General features: G+C 44.3%; 17 protein-coding genes and 1 other annotated feature. Of the genes, 11 read left to right on the forward strand and 6 right to left on the reverse strand.

Features of this window, described 5'->3' with window-relative positions:
• Positions 1–79: 79 nt before the first annotated feature.
• Together J1C77_RS03255 and J1C77_RS03260 are read right to left on the reverse strand one after the other, a co-directional pair.
• Positions 80–1,321, reverse strand: coding sequence for a hypothetical protein (locus J1C77_RS03255; RefSeq protein WP_002922001.1), 1,242 nt, complete (start codon positions 1,319–1,321; stop codon positions 80–82).
• Between the two features lie 351 nt (positions 1,322–1,672).
• Entirely contained in the window at positions 1,673–2,542 is an 870-nt protein-coding gene (locus J1C77_RS03260) for an Rgg/GadR/MutR family transcriptional regulator (protein ID WP_002922000.1), read from the reverse strand.
• Positions 2,543–2,641: 99 nt separating this feature from the next.
• On the opposite strand from J1C77_RS03260, the gene J1C77_RS03265 reads away from it, so the two are divergent.
• Entirely contained in the window at positions 2,642–3,172 is a 531-nt protein-coding gene (locus tag J1C77_RS03265) for a YceD family protein (RefSeq protein WP_002900960.1), read from the forward strand.
• A gap of 289 nt (positions 3,173–3,461) precedes the next feature.
• Here J1C77_RS03265 and J1C77_RS03270 read toward each other — a convergent pair whose 3' ends face one another.
• The 4 genes from J1C77_RS03270 to J1C77_RS03285 are packed head-to-tail and all read right to left on the reverse strand — an operon-like array spanning position 3,462 to position 6,200.
• A complete protein-coding gene (locus tag J1C77_RS03270) occupies positions 3,462–3,755 on the reverse strand; it encodes a DUF5960 family protein (RefSeq protein ID WP_042762963.1) in 294 nt (97 codons plus the stop codon).
• Positions 3,733–4,107, reverse strand: coding sequence for a hypothetical protein (locus tag J1C77_RS03275; protein ID WP_049547436.1), 375 nt, complete (start codon positions 4,105–4,107; stop codon positions 3,733–3,735). The genes J1C77_RS03270 and J1C77_RS03275 overlap by 23 nt, the downstream gene beginning before the upstream one ends.
• The gene (locus J1C77_RS03280) at positions 4,104–5,519 is read right to left on the reverse strand and encodes a Y-family DNA polymerase (protein ID WP_002921997.1); all 1,416 of its coding nucleotides are present in this window, start codon (positions 5,517–5,519) and stop codon (positions 4,104–4,106) included. Before J1C77_RS03280 ends, J1C77_RS03275 begins: the two co-directional genes overlap by 4 nt.
• 3 nt (positions 5,520–5,522) lie before the next feature.
• Positions 5,523–6,200: a helix-turn-helix domain-containing protein gene (locus tag J1C77_RS03285; RefSeq protein WP_002921996.1), complete on the reverse strand. Its 678-nt coding sequence runs from the start codon at positions 6,198–6,200 to the stop codon at positions 5,523–5,525.
• A 142-nt stretch (positions 6,201–6,342) separates the two neighbouring features.
• Here J1C77_RS03285 and J1C77_RS03290 point away from each other — a divergent pair, with 142 nt between their 5' ends.
• The 10 genes from J1C77_RS03290 (at position 6,343) to J1C77_RS03335 (ending at position 15,207) form a co-directional block, all read left to right on the forward strand.
• Positions 6,343–6,831 (forward strand): YcxB family protein, encoded by a 489-nt coding sequence (locus J1C77_RS03290; RefSeq protein ID WP_002921995.1) that lies wholly within the window; start codon positions 6,343–6,345, stop codon positions 6,829–6,831.
• A gap of 69 nt (positions 6,832–6,900) precedes the next feature.
• Positions 6,901–7,449: a 16S rRNA (guanine(966)-N(2))-methyltransferase RsmD gene (gene rsmD, locus J1C77_RS03295; protein ID WP_002921994.1), complete on the forward strand. Its 549-nt coding sequence runs from the start codon at positions 6,901–6,903 to the stop codon at positions 7,447–7,449.
• Positions 7,439–7,933 carry a pantetheine-phosphate adenylyltransferase gene (coaD, locus tag J1C77_RS03300; RefSeq protein WP_002921993.1) on the forward strand — a complete coding sequence of 165 codons (495 nt, stop codon included), beginning with the start codon at positions 7,439–7,441 and terminating at the stop codon, positions 7,931–7,933. The genes rsmD and coaD overlap by 11 nt, the downstream gene beginning before the upstream one ends.
• Positions 7,920–8,963 carry a SepM family pheromone-processing serine protease gene (locus tag J1C77_RS03305; protein WP_002921992.1) on the forward strand — a complete coding sequence of 348 codons (1,044 nt, stop codon included), beginning with the start codon at positions 7,920–7,922 and terminating at the stop codon, positions 8,961–8,963. The genes coaD and J1C77_RS03305 overlap by 14 nt, the downstream gene beginning before the upstream one ends.
• A 181-nt stretch (positions 8,964–9,144) precedes the next feature.
• Positions 9,145–9,726, forward strand: a complete 582-nt coding sequence (locus J1C77_RS03310; RefSeq protein WP_002921990.1) for a YutD family protein — start codon at positions 9,145–9,147, stop codon at positions 9,724–9,726.
• Positions 9,723–10,811, forward strand: coding sequence for a 23S rRNA (adenine(2503)-C(2))-methyltransferase RlmN (gene rlmN, locus J1C77_RS03315; protein WP_002921987.1), 1,089 nt, complete (start codon positions 9,723–9,725; stop codon positions 10,809–10,811). Before J1C77_RS03310 ends, rlmN begins: the two co-directional genes overlap by 4 nt.
• Positions 10,798–11,337 (forward strand): VanZ family protein, encoded by a 540-nt coding sequence (locus J1C77_RS03320; protein ID WP_002921985.1) that lies wholly within the window; start codon positions 10,798–10,800, stop codon positions 11,335–11,337. Before rlmN ends, J1C77_RS03320 begins: the two co-directional genes overlap by 14 nt.
• A gap of 75 nt (positions 11,338–11,412) precedes the next feature.
• Positions 11,413–11,642, forward strand: a binding site (T-box leader).
• 61 nt (positions 11,643–11,703) lie between these two features.
• The gene (gene trpB / locus J1C77_RS03325) at positions 11,704–12,885 is read left to right on the forward strand and encodes a tryptophan synthase subunit beta (protein ID WP_002921983.1); all 1,182 of its coding nucleotides are present in this window, start codon (positions 11,704–11,706) and stop codon (positions 12,883–12,885) included.
• Between the two features lie 403 nt (positions 12,886–13,288).
• Complete coding sequence (gene trpE / locus J1C77_RS03330; protein WP_002921981.1) at positions 13,289–14,647, forward strand: anthranilate synthase component I; 1,359 nt, start codon at positions 13,289–13,291, stop codon at positions 14,645–14,647.
• Entirely contained in the window at positions 14,644–15,207 is a 564-nt protein-coding gene (locus J1C77_RS03335; protein ID WP_002921980.1) for an aminodeoxychorismate/anthranilate synthase component II, read from the forward strand. Before trpE ends, J1C77_RS03335 begins: the two co-directional genes overlap by 4 nt.
• Positions 15,208–15,213 lie beyond the last annotated feature (6 nt).

A 15,213-nucleotide genomic window follows, 5' to 3' on the forward strand; every position in this document is an offset into this window, starting at 1 on the left:
AAAAACGATAACTTCTTGTTTGGAAGTTATCGTTTTTGCTGTCTTTTAGGAGAACAAATATAAAAACAAAATTGATCTATCACATTTCTTTAACATCTTTCTTTTTTTCGATAGATAGGAGCAGAGCAATCACACCGATAATGCTGAAGATGAGCCAGCTAGCGTTCATATTCCAGAGGGCTAGGCTGCTGAAGACCATAGTACCAAAGGGAACAGAGAAAGAAAAGAGCAGACTCAGAAAGCTGGAAGTCTGAGCGAGAACATCAGAAGGCAATTTGCTCAGTAAGAGGGTGTTGATTTTGGGATTGATCTTACCGGAGATATAAGCTAGTAAAAATCCGAAAGCAATACCGACGAAAACAGGCAGGTGTAAGAAATTGCTGATAGCAAGCAGAATCATTGTGAGAGCAGCCCAGAGGGTTAGTTGATTTAGAGAGAGACGGCTAAAGTAATCGTTGGGAGTCAGACTGGCTGCAATCATGGCTAGGACAAGAGTTGTCTGAAGAACCAAGAGAGACTGGCTAAAGGATAGCTGGAAGATGGGGTTATCCAGCAAGTAGAGATTATAAAGAGCTATAAGAGAACCTGCCATAGCGTTGACGATCAGGATTTGAGCCAGCAGTTTGAGAAAATTGTTAGAACCTTCCTGCTCAAAAATGAGCTTGGACGATGTGTACATTTTCTTCAATTCTTCTTTCAGAGGAGCTTTTCTCTCAGAAATTGCCACTGGGTCATGGGTCAATCTGTGGCGGACTAGGTAGAGGATGGTGGAGGATAGGAGAAAGGTTAAAGCATTGACCAAAGCCACTAGGAAAAAGTCTTGCTGGCTGACGGTTAAGAGCCAAACTCCCAAAGCTTGTCCAGCCAGGCTGCAGAGAAAGCTGATAAGCTGGGTAAAAGAGAAGGCTTCCATAAGGTCTTTCTCTGGAACATTCTTTTTTAAAATCGGCATTTGCAGGCCGCTACGATAGTCGCTGATGATATCTGAAAGAATATTCATCAAGCAGACGGCTGAAAAGGCTAGATATGAGCTAGAGCGAGTCATGAAGGCGACAAGGACAAAGAGCAGGGCTTGAAGATAACCAAAATGAATCAGCCAGCGAGCCTTGTGAACGGTCTTGTCAGCTTTGATGCCGGCAAAGATAGTAAAGAAAGTCGGAACCAGGACGATAAAATTAGCCGCGGCAATAGCAAACTTGGGATTGGGCATGCTGGAAGCAAATACCACAAAAACAATATTGAAAATAGAAGCTCCCAAGGTGTTGAAGATTCGGGAAAGGCTGAGTGAGGCATAGACCCCATTTTTAAAAAATAATTTCATCGTAGACTCCTTTTCTAAACTGCTAGATTGTATAAAAGCTGATTGGGTGCATCTGTAATCTGGCTTTTGTTTTTTCTCTTTCTGATGACCATTATAGACCGTTTAAAGCCAAAAACAAGGGCTTTTCGGCAACTGGTTAGGTCTCATAAGTAAGTGGTAAAATTCTGAAAGTGACTTGCGCTAGCTCTTTCTGTTTTTAGTATAAAATAGAGAATCCAATCTGCAGGAAACATTGCATATATTCAACGATTTTCGGGTAGAAACTTTTAAATCAGAAAGGTGGAGCTTGAGTAGGAACAAAAAAACCACTTTCCAACTCAAAATAGCTGAGCTTAAAAGTGGAGATTTGCATTATTTGCTATATTTTTGAAAAGCAGTATCAAGAGCTTCTTGATAGTAGTCAGCGCTATGCTGACAGTTCAAGATTCGGAAAATATCAATAGCTTGTTTCATTTGCGTGAGCCCCTCTTCTGTTTTCCCTTTCAAACAGATCAACTCTCCCTGAGCAAAGAGATAGACAATTCGGAAGTAAGTCTCATTTTCTTCGTAAAAGTGTCGCTCAATGACTTGTTGGAAATAGTCTGCCTGGGTGATATTTTCCTGACTGATGGCCAGCAAATATCCATTAAGAAAAGTAGTGTGCAGGGTGTTGCGGTTGTTGGCAAACAAGGCGGCAAAATCCTTTCTTGAGAGGATTTCTTTGGTGTATTGGGAAAACAAGTCTAGGGATAAAACTGGAGTGCAGACAGAGAAGAGATTGAGCTCGTAGCGCCCCCAAATATCAACTGAAAAGAGGTAATCATGCAGGAAATCCAGCTCGCCTGGGCTAGCCTTCTCAGACTCTTTGAGGGCACAGAGATAGGCCTTTACAATCAGGCGTTCAACCCAATCACTAGCATGCTTGCTTTTTTGAGTGATTTTTTCTTTTTTCAGATAAAGTTCTTCTAAGAGATCAAGCTGATTGGCTTGCAACAGGTCTTGAATTTGGCTTAAGAGTTCCTTGTGAGAATGATGATTCTGGATGCCGGCTGCAACGGTAAATTCTTCCGTTTCCGTGCGGATGGCGCTGAGAGCGCTAAAAAGTTTCTGTGCCGAAAGTTCGCTCTGCCCATTTTCAAAGCGAGAGAGCATAGATTTTGAAAATTCTCCGCCAGTCGCCTCGGATAAAGAGATGTGCCTTGCCTCGCGAAAAAATCTAAAAACCTGTCCTAGATGTTCCATTGTCTTCCCTCCTTACAATTTATTATAACAAAATAATTTTCAATAACATTGAAGCGCTCAAACATGATATAATATAAAGAAAAAAACAAAGAGGAACTTATGTTGCATATTCAAGAAATTCGGAAGAATCCAGATGGACTAGCCTTTGAGAAAAAGCTGGACTTGGCAGAGGAGTTAAAAGAACGCAATCCTGAGATTTTAGATGTTCAGGATATTGTAGCCAAAGGAAAAGTTCAATATGAAGACGGCCTTTATTTTCTGGATTATGACCTGTCTTATACCATTACCTTGACGTCCAGTCGCAGTATGGAGCCGGTGGAGCTCAAGGAGTCTTATCTAGTCAACGAAATTTTCATGGAAGAAGGCCAGGCTGCATCGCAGGAATTGATTGATCAGGACTTGGTGCTTCCGATTGAAAATGGCGAGATTAATATAGCCGAGAGTGTAGCTGATAATATCCTGATGAATATCCCGCTGAAAATCCTAACAGCTGAGGAAGAAGCCGGTCAAGGTTTTCTGTCTGGTCAGGACTGGCAGGTTATGACAGAAGAAGAATTCGCCGCTGCCCAGGAAGCTCAAAAAGAGAAGAACAATCCTTTCGCCGGTTTGCAAGGACTGTTTGATGAATAATTCTTGTAAAAATTTTGACACCGATAAAAAATAAAAGAAAAGATAATTCGCTTTGACTTTCACCCCAAAAGTTAGACAGAAAATCTAACGATTGGGGTGTTTTTAGTATGAAATTAGTTTATACAAATGAACTGAATAGATAACCTAAAAAGAATGGCGCTTCTTGGCTTTAAATATAGCTGGCTCAAATCTTTAAAGTTATTTACCTGACTTAAAGCAAGAAATAATTGAGAAGATACTAGTAGATGGCCAGCCCTATACAATAAGCTCCCAGACTCAGTTTGGGAGCTTATTGATTTATATCTTCTGTTTGGCCTTGATAGTGGTAAATGCAGAGTCGGTTTGCTTGGTCTGGTCGACTGACGGTAAAGTGGAAGTAATGATCCTTTTTATCCAAGCTTTTGGTCTTGGAGAGTTTGAAATAAGTGACCTGGCGGCTGGCCATGTGGAGTAGGATGTCATCTTCCATGACCATCAGAGGCTGGGGAAGATTGGAAAATTGATAAAAATCCTCTTGAAATTGATAGTAATTCTGGGAAAAATAGTCAAATTGAAGTTCCTCATGTACATTTTGAGTGGTCATCTGCGCCTCCTGAAGCTTGTATCGAAAGAATCTGATGGATAGCAAGGCCTTTGTAATGGTCACCTTCCTGCAGGAGGACCTGCTTGCAGTCCAGATGAAAGACGGTAGCAGTAATGTCGGTCAGCTTTCCCTGATTAAGAAAGGTGATTCTGATGGGAACTTGATGACTGTAGGCTTGGTTGAGTAACTGGAATTTCTCCTGTCTGTCAAGCTGGGCCAGGCGACTGATATCTAGTTCTTTTTTGGCCAAAGCAGTGCTATGCTCAGAGAGGAAAAAGCCAGCCCACTTAGCCATGCCCCGATCCTGAAAGTTACGAGCTGACTGATAGGGGAGGTAGGATCGGTCAGTCATGATAAGCCCTCCAGCCCTCCAGCTGAATGGCCACCTGTCAGCTTGCTTCGAGCGATGGCACGGGAGGAGCCCAGTAAGGCTGTTCCCTTCAGTAGAGAGGCAAATCCGAAGCGATCTCTGATGCGGTCAATCGTCTGTTGGAGCTCCTCTTCTTTTTGAATTTGCAGGGGATCGTCAAAGAGAGAAATCAGACCATAACCTTGATCGACAAAATCACTGTAAAAAACGCCAATCTGGCGGATAGCCCCGCCCTGATATTTGGAACGAAAAAGCTGAACGACGATTTGAGCCAATCGATCGCTGTTGTTAGTGGGCTCAATTTTTTTCTGTGTATGAATGGAAGGCAGGAGCTCCTGCTTGGAATAGCGGGCATAGATGGAGACACGCTGGCATTTCTTACCAGAGCGTCTGAGCCGAATGGCGACCTGCTCAGCCATTTCTCGAAAAACAAGCTCAATCTTTGCCTGCTGTCTATAATCTCGGGGGAGAATTTGCGAATTTCCCAGGCCGTGTGACTTGACCTGATAAGGCTTGTGAACATTGCTTTCATCAATGCCGTGAGCGTGAAACCAAAGCTGCAGGCCCAGGACTCCCATTTCTTTTTTGAGAATATCGGGATTAAAGTGAGCCAAATCATAAATGGAGTGGATGCCTAGCTTCTTAAGACGGGTGGCTGTTCGGTGGCCAATGCCCCAAAAATCAGTCATGTTTGGAATAGTCCAGACCTTACTGGGAACATCCTCGTAGGACCAGTTGACCCGCATTTTTTTTGTATGTTTGGCTTCAATGTCCAAGGCTAGCTTGGCGAGAAGGGGATTGGCGTTACTCAGACCGATAGAGGCATAAATCCCGGTCTTCTTCCATATAGCATGTTGAATGCGGGCAGCCAGCAGGTCCAGTTTGGTCCTGCGGTCCAGCGTCTGATCAGGAATGAAGTAGTTGATAGAGCTTGTCAAATCTAGGAAGCCCTCATCGATTGAGTAGGGGAAAATGTCATCGGGAGCTGCGAAATCCTGGAAAATTTTTTGAATTTCCATGTTTTTCTGGATGTAGTAGTTCATCCGAGGTGGGACCAATAAGGTCTTTTGAGCAGCATCTTCAATAAAACGCACATAATCTGCTGTAATCGGTAGTCCCTGCTTGCGGGCAGCAGCATAGTTGAACTTACGGGTGTGGACATCAAAAGGAAGATTATAGCTTCGGCTGACATTCTGGCTGCCGAAATTCTTTTTAAAGAGAGGGGTGGCAGCTAGTATCAGTCCAGCGGAATTTTCAATTCGGCTCATGACACAGAGCGAGGTTTTTAAAGGGTCAAGGCCGAGAGCAATGCATTCGCAAGAGGCATAAAAACTTTTCATATCCACAAAAGCGATGTCTGAACGAGGCTCGCGTGAATAATCAAATAGGACCATAGCTTATACCTCAATCGGCAGAAAATGTCCGACTACGATACCAACAATGCTAGGTTGGTCTTCGTAGGGAGCAAAGAGATCCTCGTAGTCAGGATTGATAGACTCTAAACGAAGTCCTTCAGCTTCTCGATAGACTTTTTTGATATAGGTCTTGCCATTCCACATAAGAGCATAGACAGCCCCATCGTAGTCGAATCCCGTCTGTTTCATAAGGGCAACAGAGCCATTGGGATACTTAGGCTCCATAGAATCCCCAGAGACCCAGGATGCAAAGTCGTGCTGGATATCTTGATCAAAGTAGACAGTTTCGTAGTCTGTTTCATTGTCATAGTAACTGTGCCCGCGACCTGCAGCCAGCTCAACGGACAGAACCTTATAGGCTGTAAGAGAGCTAACCTTGCGCTGTCTCTCTAGGAGCCGACTAGCGAGTTGGTCTACTTCTTTTTTATGTGGTGCGGTTAGTAAAGGGTAGGTGTAGAGCGTACTGGTTTCATCCACAAAGTAGTTCTCTTGGACCTTGAGACAGGTGGCCAACCTCCTGAGATTTTTTGCGTGGGGTTCTGCTAGGCCATTTTCCCAGGCAGAGTACGTCTTTCTGGAAATTCCGAGCTCTTGGTAAATGGAAGACTGGGTCAGATTAAGCTCCACCCGGCGTTTTTTTAATTTTTCATGCGAAAACATATCACACCTCCTATGTAACGTTTTAAAAGTTACACACAGTATACCAGATGAAATCGAGAAAAGCAAGTTCTTTATTGAATATTGTTATTTCCAGCAAGAGTGTGGTAAACTGTAGGAAGGAATATAATCAGGAGGTAGAGAGATGTTTCCTATGACAGCAAAAACGATCATGACAGAAGAAGCTTATCGCCGTTTCGCTTGGACCAATTTTTGGTATAAAAAGAATGGAATCTTCTCACTGATTCTCCCTGAGATAGTGGTGCTGATATGCGGTGCAATCTGTTTTTTTATCGGGGAACCTTTGCCAGGCGTAGCTTTTCTTGTTACTGTGGCTGTCCTTCCTTTTCTTTACTATCTGTCCATGAATCGACATATTAAAAAGTTTTATAGAGGCAACCCCCTCTGGCATGATATAGAGCAGGAGTTTAGCTTCTATGAGACAGACTTTCGTGTCGTTAATCGGAATAACAATGCCAGATTTGACTACCAAGATATTATGGCGATTATAGACAAGCCAGAAACTTTTTATATTATGGTTGGTCGGTCAATGGGACTGATCTTGGATAAGGCAGACTGCCAGCCTGAATTAATTGATTTTTTACTGAAATTAAAAGAAAACAGAAGTCTCTAATTTGGGGTGCTTCTGTTTTTAATCTGTCAAGTTTTCAAAAAATTGGCCTCTTGTAAGATGTGTGTTATAATGTTTTTTATGAGAGTTGTTGCAGGTAAATATGGGGGTAGGCCCCTCAAGACTTTGGACGGCAAAACGACTAGGCCTACGACTGATAAGGTCAAGGGGGCGATTTTTAATATGATTGGTCCCTATTTTGACGGCGGTCGGGTGCTGGATTTTTATGCTGGGAGCGGGGGTTTGGCCATTGAAGCTATTTCGCGAGGCATGGAGGAAGCTGTCTTAGTCGAAAAGGATCGCAGAGCTCAGGCTATTATTTCAGAGAATATTCAGATGACCAAGGAGCCGGAACGTTTTGACTTGCTCAAGATGGAGTCTGGCCGAGCCTTGGAAATGTTGACAGGGTCTTTTGACTTGGTTCTCTTGGACCCGCCTTATGCCAAGGAGCAGATTGTGGAGGACCTTGAGAAGCTAGAGGAGCGCCAGCTCTTGGGTCAAGATGTCCTGGTAGTCTGTGAGACAGACAAGGAAGTGGAATTGCCGGAAGAAATTGCAGGGCTAGGCATTTGGAAGCAGAAGATATATGGAATTTCAAAGGTGACGGTGTATGTCAGATAAGATAGGATTATTCACAGGGTCTTTTGACCCGATGACCAAGGGCCATGTGGACCTGATTGAGCGGGCCAGCAGGCTTTTTGACAAGCTCTATGTAGGGATTTTCTATAATCGGGAAAAGTCTGGCTTTTTCACAATTGAAGCCAGAGAACGGATAGTCAAAGAAGCTCTGCAACATTTGCGAAATGTCGAGGTCATCACTTCTCAGAATGAGCTAGCAGTGACAGTGGCCAGAAGACTAGGAACCCAAGCCTTTGTGCGCGGTCTCCGTAACAGTCAAGATCTAGACTATGAAGCCAATATGAACTTTTTCAATCAGGAATTGGCAGGAGAAATGGAGACGATTTTCTTGCTCAGCAAACCAGTCTATCAGCATATCAGTTCATCACGTATTCGTGAGCTGATTGCTTTTCAGCAGGATATCGCGGCCTATGTGCCCCAAAGTGTAATCAAAGAATTAGAAAGAATCAACGATGAAAAGAATTAAGAAGTATCTATGGCCGACGGTCATTGGCGTCACTATTGCCTTTTTTATAGCAGCTTTTTGGGTTCGTCTGCCTTATTATATAGAAGTTCCTGGTGGTGCCGAGGATGTTCGGCAGGTCTTGCTGGTTGATAATAAGGCCGACAAGGAAGCGGGTTCCTACAACTTTGTGACGGTCGGAGTAGAGCAGGCAACCTTTGCTCATCTGGTCTATGCTTGGCTGACCCCTTTTACAGATATTTATTCCGCCAAGGATATGACAGGGGGATCCACGGATGAGGAGTTCAATCGGATCAACCAGTTTTACATGGAAACATCACAAAATATGGCTAAATATCAAGGGTTGACGACAGCTGGTAAAGAGATCAAAATGGACTATCTGGGAGTTTATGTCCTACAGGTGGCTGATAACTCAACCTTCAAGGGAGTTCTCAATATTGCTGATACGGTAACTGGTGTCAATGATAAGACATTTGAAAGCTCTGAGGAGCTGGTTAAGTATGTCAACTCGCAGAAGCTTGGGGATAAAATCAAGGTGACTTTCCAAGAAGATGGTCAGGAGAAATCGGCAACTGGTAAGGTTATCAAGTTGGAGAACGGTAAGAACGGGATTGGGATTAGTCTGATAGACCGGACGGAAGTCAGCAGTAATATTCCGATTACATTTTCAACTGAGGGTATCGGCGGTCCTAGTGCTGGTCTCATGTTCAGTCTCGCTATTTATACCCAGTTGGCTGATCCGACCCTTCGTGACGGCCGCGATATTGCAGGGACCGGCAGCATCAGCCGAGAAGGCGAAGTTGGTGAAATCGGCGGAATTGATAAGAAAGTTGTTTCAGCAGCCCAAAGCGGAGCAGATATATTCTTTGCACCGAACAATGAACTCACAGAAGAAGAGAAGAAGCTTTCTCCTAATGGGAAGAATAACTACCAAACGGCTCTGGAGACAGCCAAGAAGATTAAAACGGATATGAAAATTGTTCCAGTTAAAACGCTGCAGGACGCCATTGACTATCTGAAAAAGAATAAGTAAGATCTTAGCTTTTGCTAAGATTTTTCTTGTGAGACAGACAAGATCAGCTGGTCTTCTCTGCTTTAAATCGTCTGACTTTTTTCAGAAAGGTATTTTTGATGAAAAGTCCGCGAAATACTGGCTGATTTATGATAAAATAAAGTGTTGTAGATAAACTATCCAAGATTGTTAAAGGAAGAGTATGCGTAAAGATATTTCACCTGAATTGTATAATTATAATAAATTCCCAGGACCGGAGTTTAAACAGATTGACAGCAAGATTGTTGCAGAAAAATTCGAGTTTGAATTGATTGAGAACTATAAGGAAGGCTTTGACTTGACGGCCTTTCATCAGCGTTTTTCAGAAATTCTCACTAAGTTTGACTATATTGTCGGTGACTGGGGCAATGAGCAGCTGCGCCTGCGTGGTTTTTACAAGGACGAGCGGGCTAATGAAAGCGATGAGAAGATCAGTCGCTTAGAAGACTATTTGCTGGAGTACTGCAGCTATGGCTGTGCTTATTTTGTCTTGGAAAATCCAAATCCCCAGCGCGCTTCCTTTGATAAAAAATCGCATGGCAAGAAAGAGTCAGAAGGTCGGTCAAAACGTTCTCGCAATAGCCGTTCTGGGAGCAACCGCAATCGCAGAAGCGAGCGAGACCGAGACAGTCGTTCTAAAAGGGACAATAAGCGCTCTCGCAACAATTCCCAGCAAGATAGGCAGAAAAAGCAAAAAGACAGCAATCGCCATTTTGTAATTCGTCAGAATAAAGGAGAAAAATGAAACCATCTATTTATAGCTTAACGCGTCAGGAAATGATTGAATGGGCGGAAGATCAGGGAGAAAAGAAATTCCGTGCTGCCCAGATTTGGGAGTGGCTCTATCGCAAGCGGGTCCAGTCTTTTGAGGAGATGACCAATCTATCCAAGGACTTGATTGCCACGCTAAATGATCAGTTTGTCGTCAATCCGCTTAAACAGCGCATTGTTCAAGAGTCAGCTGACGGTACGGTCAAGTACCTCTTTGAGCTGCCGGACGGTATGCTGATTGAGACGGTGCTCATGCGCCAGCACTATGGACTTTCTGTCTGTGTGACCACCCAAGTAGGTTGTAATATCGGCTGTACCTTCTGTGCTTCTGGCTTGATTAAAAAGCAACGCGACCTCAATAACGGTGAGATTGTCGCTCAGATTATGCTGGTTCAGAAGTATTTTGACGAGCGTGGTCAGGATGAGCGGGTCAGCCATATCGTGGTTATGGGAATCGGCGAGCCTTTTGACAACTATGACAACGTGCTCAAGTTTGTCCGGACGGTCAATGATGATAAAGGTTTGGCTATCGGTGCCCGCCATATCACGGTTTCGACATCAGGTCTGGCTCATAAGATTCGTGACTTTGCCAATGAAGGTGTGCAGGTCAATCTAGCTGTATCCCTCCATGCCCCGAATAATGATTTGCGGACCAGCATCATGCGGATTAACCGGTCCTTCCCTATCGAAAAGCTTTTTGCGGCTATCGAATACTATATTGAGACGACCAACCGTCGTGTGACCTTTGAGTACATCATGCTCAATGAAGTCAATGACGGGGTAGAGCAGGCCAAGGAATTGGCAGAGCTGCTCAAGAACATTAAGAAGCTATCTTATGTCAATCTCATTCCTTACAACCCCGTTAGCGAGCACGACCAATACAGCCGCAGTCCCAAAGAGCGCGTGATGGCTTTCTATGATACCCTCAAGAAAAACGGAGTCAACTGCGTGGTTCGTCAGGAACATGGTACAGATATTGATGCAGCCTGCGGTCAGCTGCGTTCTAATACTATGAAGCGTGATCGCGAGAAAGCATTGGTAGAAAATGTTCAGCCTTAAGAACTATCTGACTTCAGACGGTGAGCTAACAGCCAAAGGGCGGAAATTGCTTGTAGGGGGAAGCTGGCTCTATTTCTTGATGCTTTGCATTCTGTGTTTTATTCCTCAGGTTCCAGAGCCGGGAATGGAGACGCCGGGAATCCAGTATTTTGGTCGAATAGTGGTTTTGTTAATCCCTTTTAATTCCTTTGTCAATATTGGAGAGATCACTTCTTGGATTCAGCTGGTCAAGGTCTTTATCCAAAATCTAGCCAATATCTTTCTGCTGTCGCCCTTAATCTTTCAATTGCTTTGGCTCTTTCCAAAATTGCGGAAGACCAAGAAGGTCGTATGGCTGAGCTTTGGGATGAGTCTGTCTATCGAAGTGACTCAGATTCTGCTGGACCTTCTTATCAACGCCAATCGAGTCTTTGAGATTGATGATCTCTGGACCAATACTTTGGGTGGTTATCTAGCTTGGCGGGCATTTCAGCTTGGTCAAAAAATCTGGAAAAATCGTCAAGACGACGCTTTCAAGACAGATTAGCCAGCGAAAGATTCGGATTTAGGAGAAAAAATTAAATTTTTTCTTGACAAGAAAAAGGGAAAGGCCTATAATAAAATAAATCATCAGAAAAGTAATAATTTTTTCTGCTTTCAGGGAGCCTGTGGTTGGTGGAAACAGGCAGTGGAAGATTATGAAGTGGGCTGATGCAAAAAATGAATTTGAAGCAATAAAAATTCGGTGAGCACACCTTACAGTGCAGCTTGTTGTTAGACAAGACAGAGATATGGAGGCAGTCTATACTTTGCTCCATAATTGAGGTGGCACCGCGATTATACGCCCTCACACAGATTTTTTCTGTGTGTGGGCTTTTGTTTTGCTTGAAAATAAAGAAATGAGGCAATCAAGATGACAGAAACTAAAGGATATTTTGGACAATTCGGCGGCTCCTTTGTACCGGAGCCTATCCAGGCCTTGCTGGATGAATTGGAAGCAACTTTTGAGAAGTATAAGGATGATCCAGAATTTTTAAATGAATACCGGCATTATTTGGCAGATTATTCAGGCCGGGAGACTCCGCTTTACTTTGCAGAAAGTCTGACCCAGCATCTGGGCGGGGCTAAGATTTATTTGAAGCGGGAAGATCTCAACCATCTGGGCTCACACAAGCTCAATAATGTTTTAGGTCAGATTCTTCTAGCTAAGCGCATGGGCAAGACCCGGGTCATTGCTGAAACTGGAGCTGGCCAGCATGGTGTGGCAACTGCGGCAGCCGCAGCTAAGTTTGGTATGAAGTGCGATGTTTACATGGGTGCAGAGGATGTAGAGCGCCAGCGCCTTAATGTCTTCCGCATGGAAATGATGGGAGCGACTGTTCACGCTGTGGAAACAGGAACCAAAACCCTCAAGGATGCAGTGGATGCAGCCTTTGGAGCTTGGATGAACGATTTGGAAGCCTTCTATGTCTTGGGCTCAGCTGTCGGTCCTCACCCCTATCCGACGATTGTTCATGAGTTCCAAAAGGTGATTAGTGAAGAATCTCGCCGTCAGATTTTGAACAAGGAAGGCCGCTTGCCAGACTATGTCATTGCCTGTGTAGGCGGTGGCTCCAATGCTATCGGCGCTTTTTCTCAGTATGTGGCGGATGAAGAAGTCAAGCTGGTTGGTGTTGAAGCGGCTGGACGGGGTCTTGATACAGACCAGCATGCAGCGACCATGACCAAGGGAAGTGTCGGAGTAGTGGACGGCATGAAGACCTACGCTGTCTTTGCTGAAGATGGTCAGGTGGCGCCGGTCTACTCCATTTCGGCAGGCTTGGACTATCCTGGAGTTGGTCCTGAACATGCTTTCTTTAAAGATTCCGGTCGAGTAGAATACGTGGCAGCGACAGATGATGAAGCTGTGGATGCCTTGCTTCTCTTGACACAAAAGGAAGGAATTTTGCCAGCGATTGAAAGCTCTCACGCCATTGCTGAAGCCATCAAGCGAGCTCCGCAATTATCATCTGACCAAATCATCATTATCAATGTATCTGGTCGTGGAGACAAGGATGTGGCAGCCATTGCCGACTATCTAGAAAAACGAAAATAAAATACCCAGCAGAAGAGTAGTAACATCCCTCCTTTCAGAGAGTCTGTGGTTGCTGAGAACAGGCAGGAGAAGTTATGAAATGGGCTGTTGGAGTCAACATTTTGTCCTTTAGTTGAACTTTTATTATTTTGTTAGTATGCTTTGCTGTAAACCAGTATGCTGACTTGAACTAAAAGGGATCTAAATGACTGCAAATAGGTAAATGAGATGTGGAGCCTGAAAACTCCATAACTGAGGTGGCACCGCGATGATACGCCCTCACAGGATGAACTGTGTGGGCGTTTTTCTGTAGTTCTGGAGCCAGTTATGACAGTGGACAGGTGCTATCTGTTCTTGTGGAATGCGGTCATAGCTAGTAGTTTGTTCCTCCTTAAACGCTTCTGATTAAATAGAAAGAAAAATTATGCAAAAGATTTTACCAGCTGATATTTTATCGCCGATTCTGGCTTACATGCGGATTCAGGGCGACCACAAGGTGATTTTGGAAAGTATTCCGAGAGATAGCGAGACAGCCCGCTTTTCTATCCTAGCCTATAATCCAGTCTTTGAAGTCCGCTATGAAAATGGCCAGTTAACAAAGAACGGGCAAGTAATTGAGGCAGATCCATTGGACTATCTGCATGAATTAGCCGTAAAAAAAGATCATCATTCAGACCTGCCTTTTGGAGGTGGAGCCATCGGATTTGTCGGCTATGATATGATTTCCCTCTATGAGGAGATTGGCCAGATTCCAGCTGATGTGATTGGAACGCCGGATATGCACTTTTTCGTCTATGAGAGTTACATGGTTTTTGACCATAAAAAAGACAAGGTCTATATCGTTGAGGAGGCACTCTACAGTGATAGAGGCGAAGCTGATTTGGCTGCTAGTCTGGAGCGTATCATGGCTGAGCTGGCGCAGCCTGCGGCAGATGAATTTTCACCACTGGAACTGTCCAGTTTGAACTTCCAGAGCCATATCGAGCAGGCATCTTTTGAAAAAATGGTGGAAGAAGCGAGGAGTTTGATTCGGCAGGGAGACATGTTCCAATGTGTTCTCAGTCAGCGTTTTTCAGCAGAGTATTCTGGTAGACCGCTGGATTACTATCGCAATCTGCGTGTGACCAATCCTTCCAACTATCTCTACTTTTATGACTTCGGAGATTATCAGATTATCGGAGCTAGTCCAGAGAGTCTGGTTTCTGTCAAGCAGGGGCAGGTTACGACCAATCCTATCGCTGGGACCAGGCCGCGCGGGAAGGATGAGAGAGAGGATAAAGCCTTGGCAGAGGAGTTGCTGGCTGACGAGAAGGAAGTGGCGGAGCACCGCATGTTAGTTGATTTGGGGCGTAATGATATTGGTAAAATTGCCCAAAATAACAGCGTGGAAGTCACTAAGTACATGGAAGTGGAGTATTTTCGCTATGTCATGCACCTGACCAGTGTAGTTCGTGGTCAGCTTCTGCCTCAACTGACAGCTATGGATGCACTCAAGTCCACCCTGCCTGCCGGCACTGTCTCGGGCGCGCCTAAGATTCGGGCCATGAAACGCATTTATGAGCTGGAGCAGGAAAAACGTGGCGTTTATGCGGGGGCTATCGGCTATCTGTCTGCGACAGGTGATATGGATTTTGCCATTGCTATCCGGACTATGATTTTGAAAAATGGCAGAGCTTACGTTCAAGCTGGAGCGGGTATTGTTTATGACTCAATCCCTGCTAATGAATACCAAGAAACCATCAATAAGGCCAAATCAATGACCAAGATAGGAGAGATGCAATGATTTTATTGATTGATAATTATGATTCTTTTACTTATAATCTAGCCCAGTATATTGGAAATTTCGCAGAAGTTAAAGTCTTGCGAAATGATGATGCAGGCCTTTATCAAGCGGCAGAAGAAGCAGATGCTTTGGTTCTTTCTCCGGGTCCAGGCTGGCCAGCAGATGCAGGACAGATGGAGGAAGTTATCCGTGATTTTACTGGTAAGAAGCCGATATTGGGGATTTGCTTGGGACACCAAGCCATTGCAGAAGTGTTTGGCGGAAAGCTAGGTTTGGCTCCCAAAGTCATGCACGGCAAGCAAAGTATTCTGCGCTTTGAGGGGAAATCTCCTATCTATGAGGGTCTAGAGGATGAGCAACCAGTCATGCGCTATCATTCGATTTTGATTGAGGAGATGCCAGAGGACTTTGAAGTGACGGCTCGGGCAGCTGATGATAACTCGATTATGGCTATCCAGCATAAGAGCCTGCCTATTTATGGTTTTCAGTATCATCCAGAAAGTATTGGCACGCCAGATGGCTTGTCATCTATCAAGAATTTCATTGACTTAGTAAAATAGAGGAAA

This window comes from Streptococcus sanguinis, from assembly GCF_050223295.1.
GTDB classification, from domain to species: domain Bacteria; phylum Bacillota; class Bacilli; order Lactobacillales; family Streptococcaceae; genus Streptococcus; species Streptococcus sanguinis_X.

Excerpts from the sequence above, each read along its gene's own strand:
- J1C77_RS03255 (WP_002922001.1), bottom strand. The coding sequence starts at position 1,321 with ATGAAATTATTTTTTAAAAATGGGGTCTATGCCTCACTCAGCCTTTCC.
- J1C77_RS03335 (WP_002921980.1), top strand. The coding sequence starts at position 14,644 with ATGATTTTATTGATTGATAATTATGATTCTTTTACTTATAATCTAGCC.
- rsmD (WP_002921994.1), top strand. The coding sequence starts at position 6,901 with ATGTTTTTTATGAGAGTTGTTGCAGGTAAATATGGGGGTAGGCCCCTC.
- J1C77_RS03265 (WP_002900960.1), top strand. The coding sequence starts at position 2,642 with ATGTTGCATATTCAAGAAATTCGGAAGAATCCAGATGGACTAGCCTTT.
- J1C77_RS03290 (WP_002921995.1), top strand. The coding sequence starts at position 6,343 with ATGTTTCCTATGACAGCAAAAACGATCATGACAGAAGAAGCTTATCGC.
- J1C77_RS03305 (WP_002921992.1), top strand. The coding sequence starts at position 7,920 with ATGAAAAGAATTAAGAAGTATCTATGGCCGACGGTCATTGGCGTCACT.
- rlmN (WP_002921987.1), top strand. The coding sequence starts at position 9,723 with ATGAAACCATCTATTTATAGCTTAACGCGTCAGGAAATGATTGAATGG.
- J1C77_RS03260 (WP_002922000.1), bottom strand. The coding sequence starts at position 2,542 with ATGGAACATCTAGGACAGGTTTTTAGATTTTTTCGCGAGGCAAGGCAC.
- J1C77_RS03285 (WP_002921996.1), bottom strand. The coding sequence starts at position 6,200 with ATGTTTTCGCATGAAAAATTAAAAAAACGCCGGGTGGAGCTTAATCTG.
- J1C77_RS03280 (WP_002921997.1), bottom strand. The coding sequence starts at position 5,519 with ATGGTCCTATTTGATTATTCACGCGAGCCTCGTTCAGACATCGCTTTT.
- trpB (WP_002921983.1), top strand. The coding sequence starts at position 11,704 with ATGACAGAAACTAAAGGATATTTTGGACAATTCGGCGGCTCCTTTGTA.
- J1C77_RS03310 (WP_002921990.1), top strand. The coding sequence starts at position 9,145 with ATGCGTAAAGATATTTCACCTGAATTGTATAATTATAATAAATTCCCA.
- trpE (WP_002921981.1), top strand. The coding sequence starts at position 13,289 with ATGCAAAAGATTTTACCAGCTGATATTTTATCGCCGATTCTGGCTTAC.
- coaD (WP_002921993.1), top strand. The coding sequence starts at position 7,439 with ATGTCAGATAAGATAGGATTATTCACAGGGTCTTTTGACCCGATGACC.
- J1C77_RS03270 (WP_042762963.1), bottom strand. The coding sequence starts at position 3,755 with ATGACCACTCAAAATGTACATGAGGAACTTCAATTTGACTATTTTTCC.
- J1C77_RS03320 (WP_002921985.1), top strand. The coding sequence starts at position 10,798 with ATGTTCAGCCTTAAGAACTATCTGACTTCAGACGGTGAGCTAACAGCC.
- J1C77_RS03275 (WP_049547436.1), bottom strand. The coding sequence starts at position 4,107 with ATGACTGACCGATCCTACCTCCCCTATCAGTCAGCTCGTAACTTTCAG.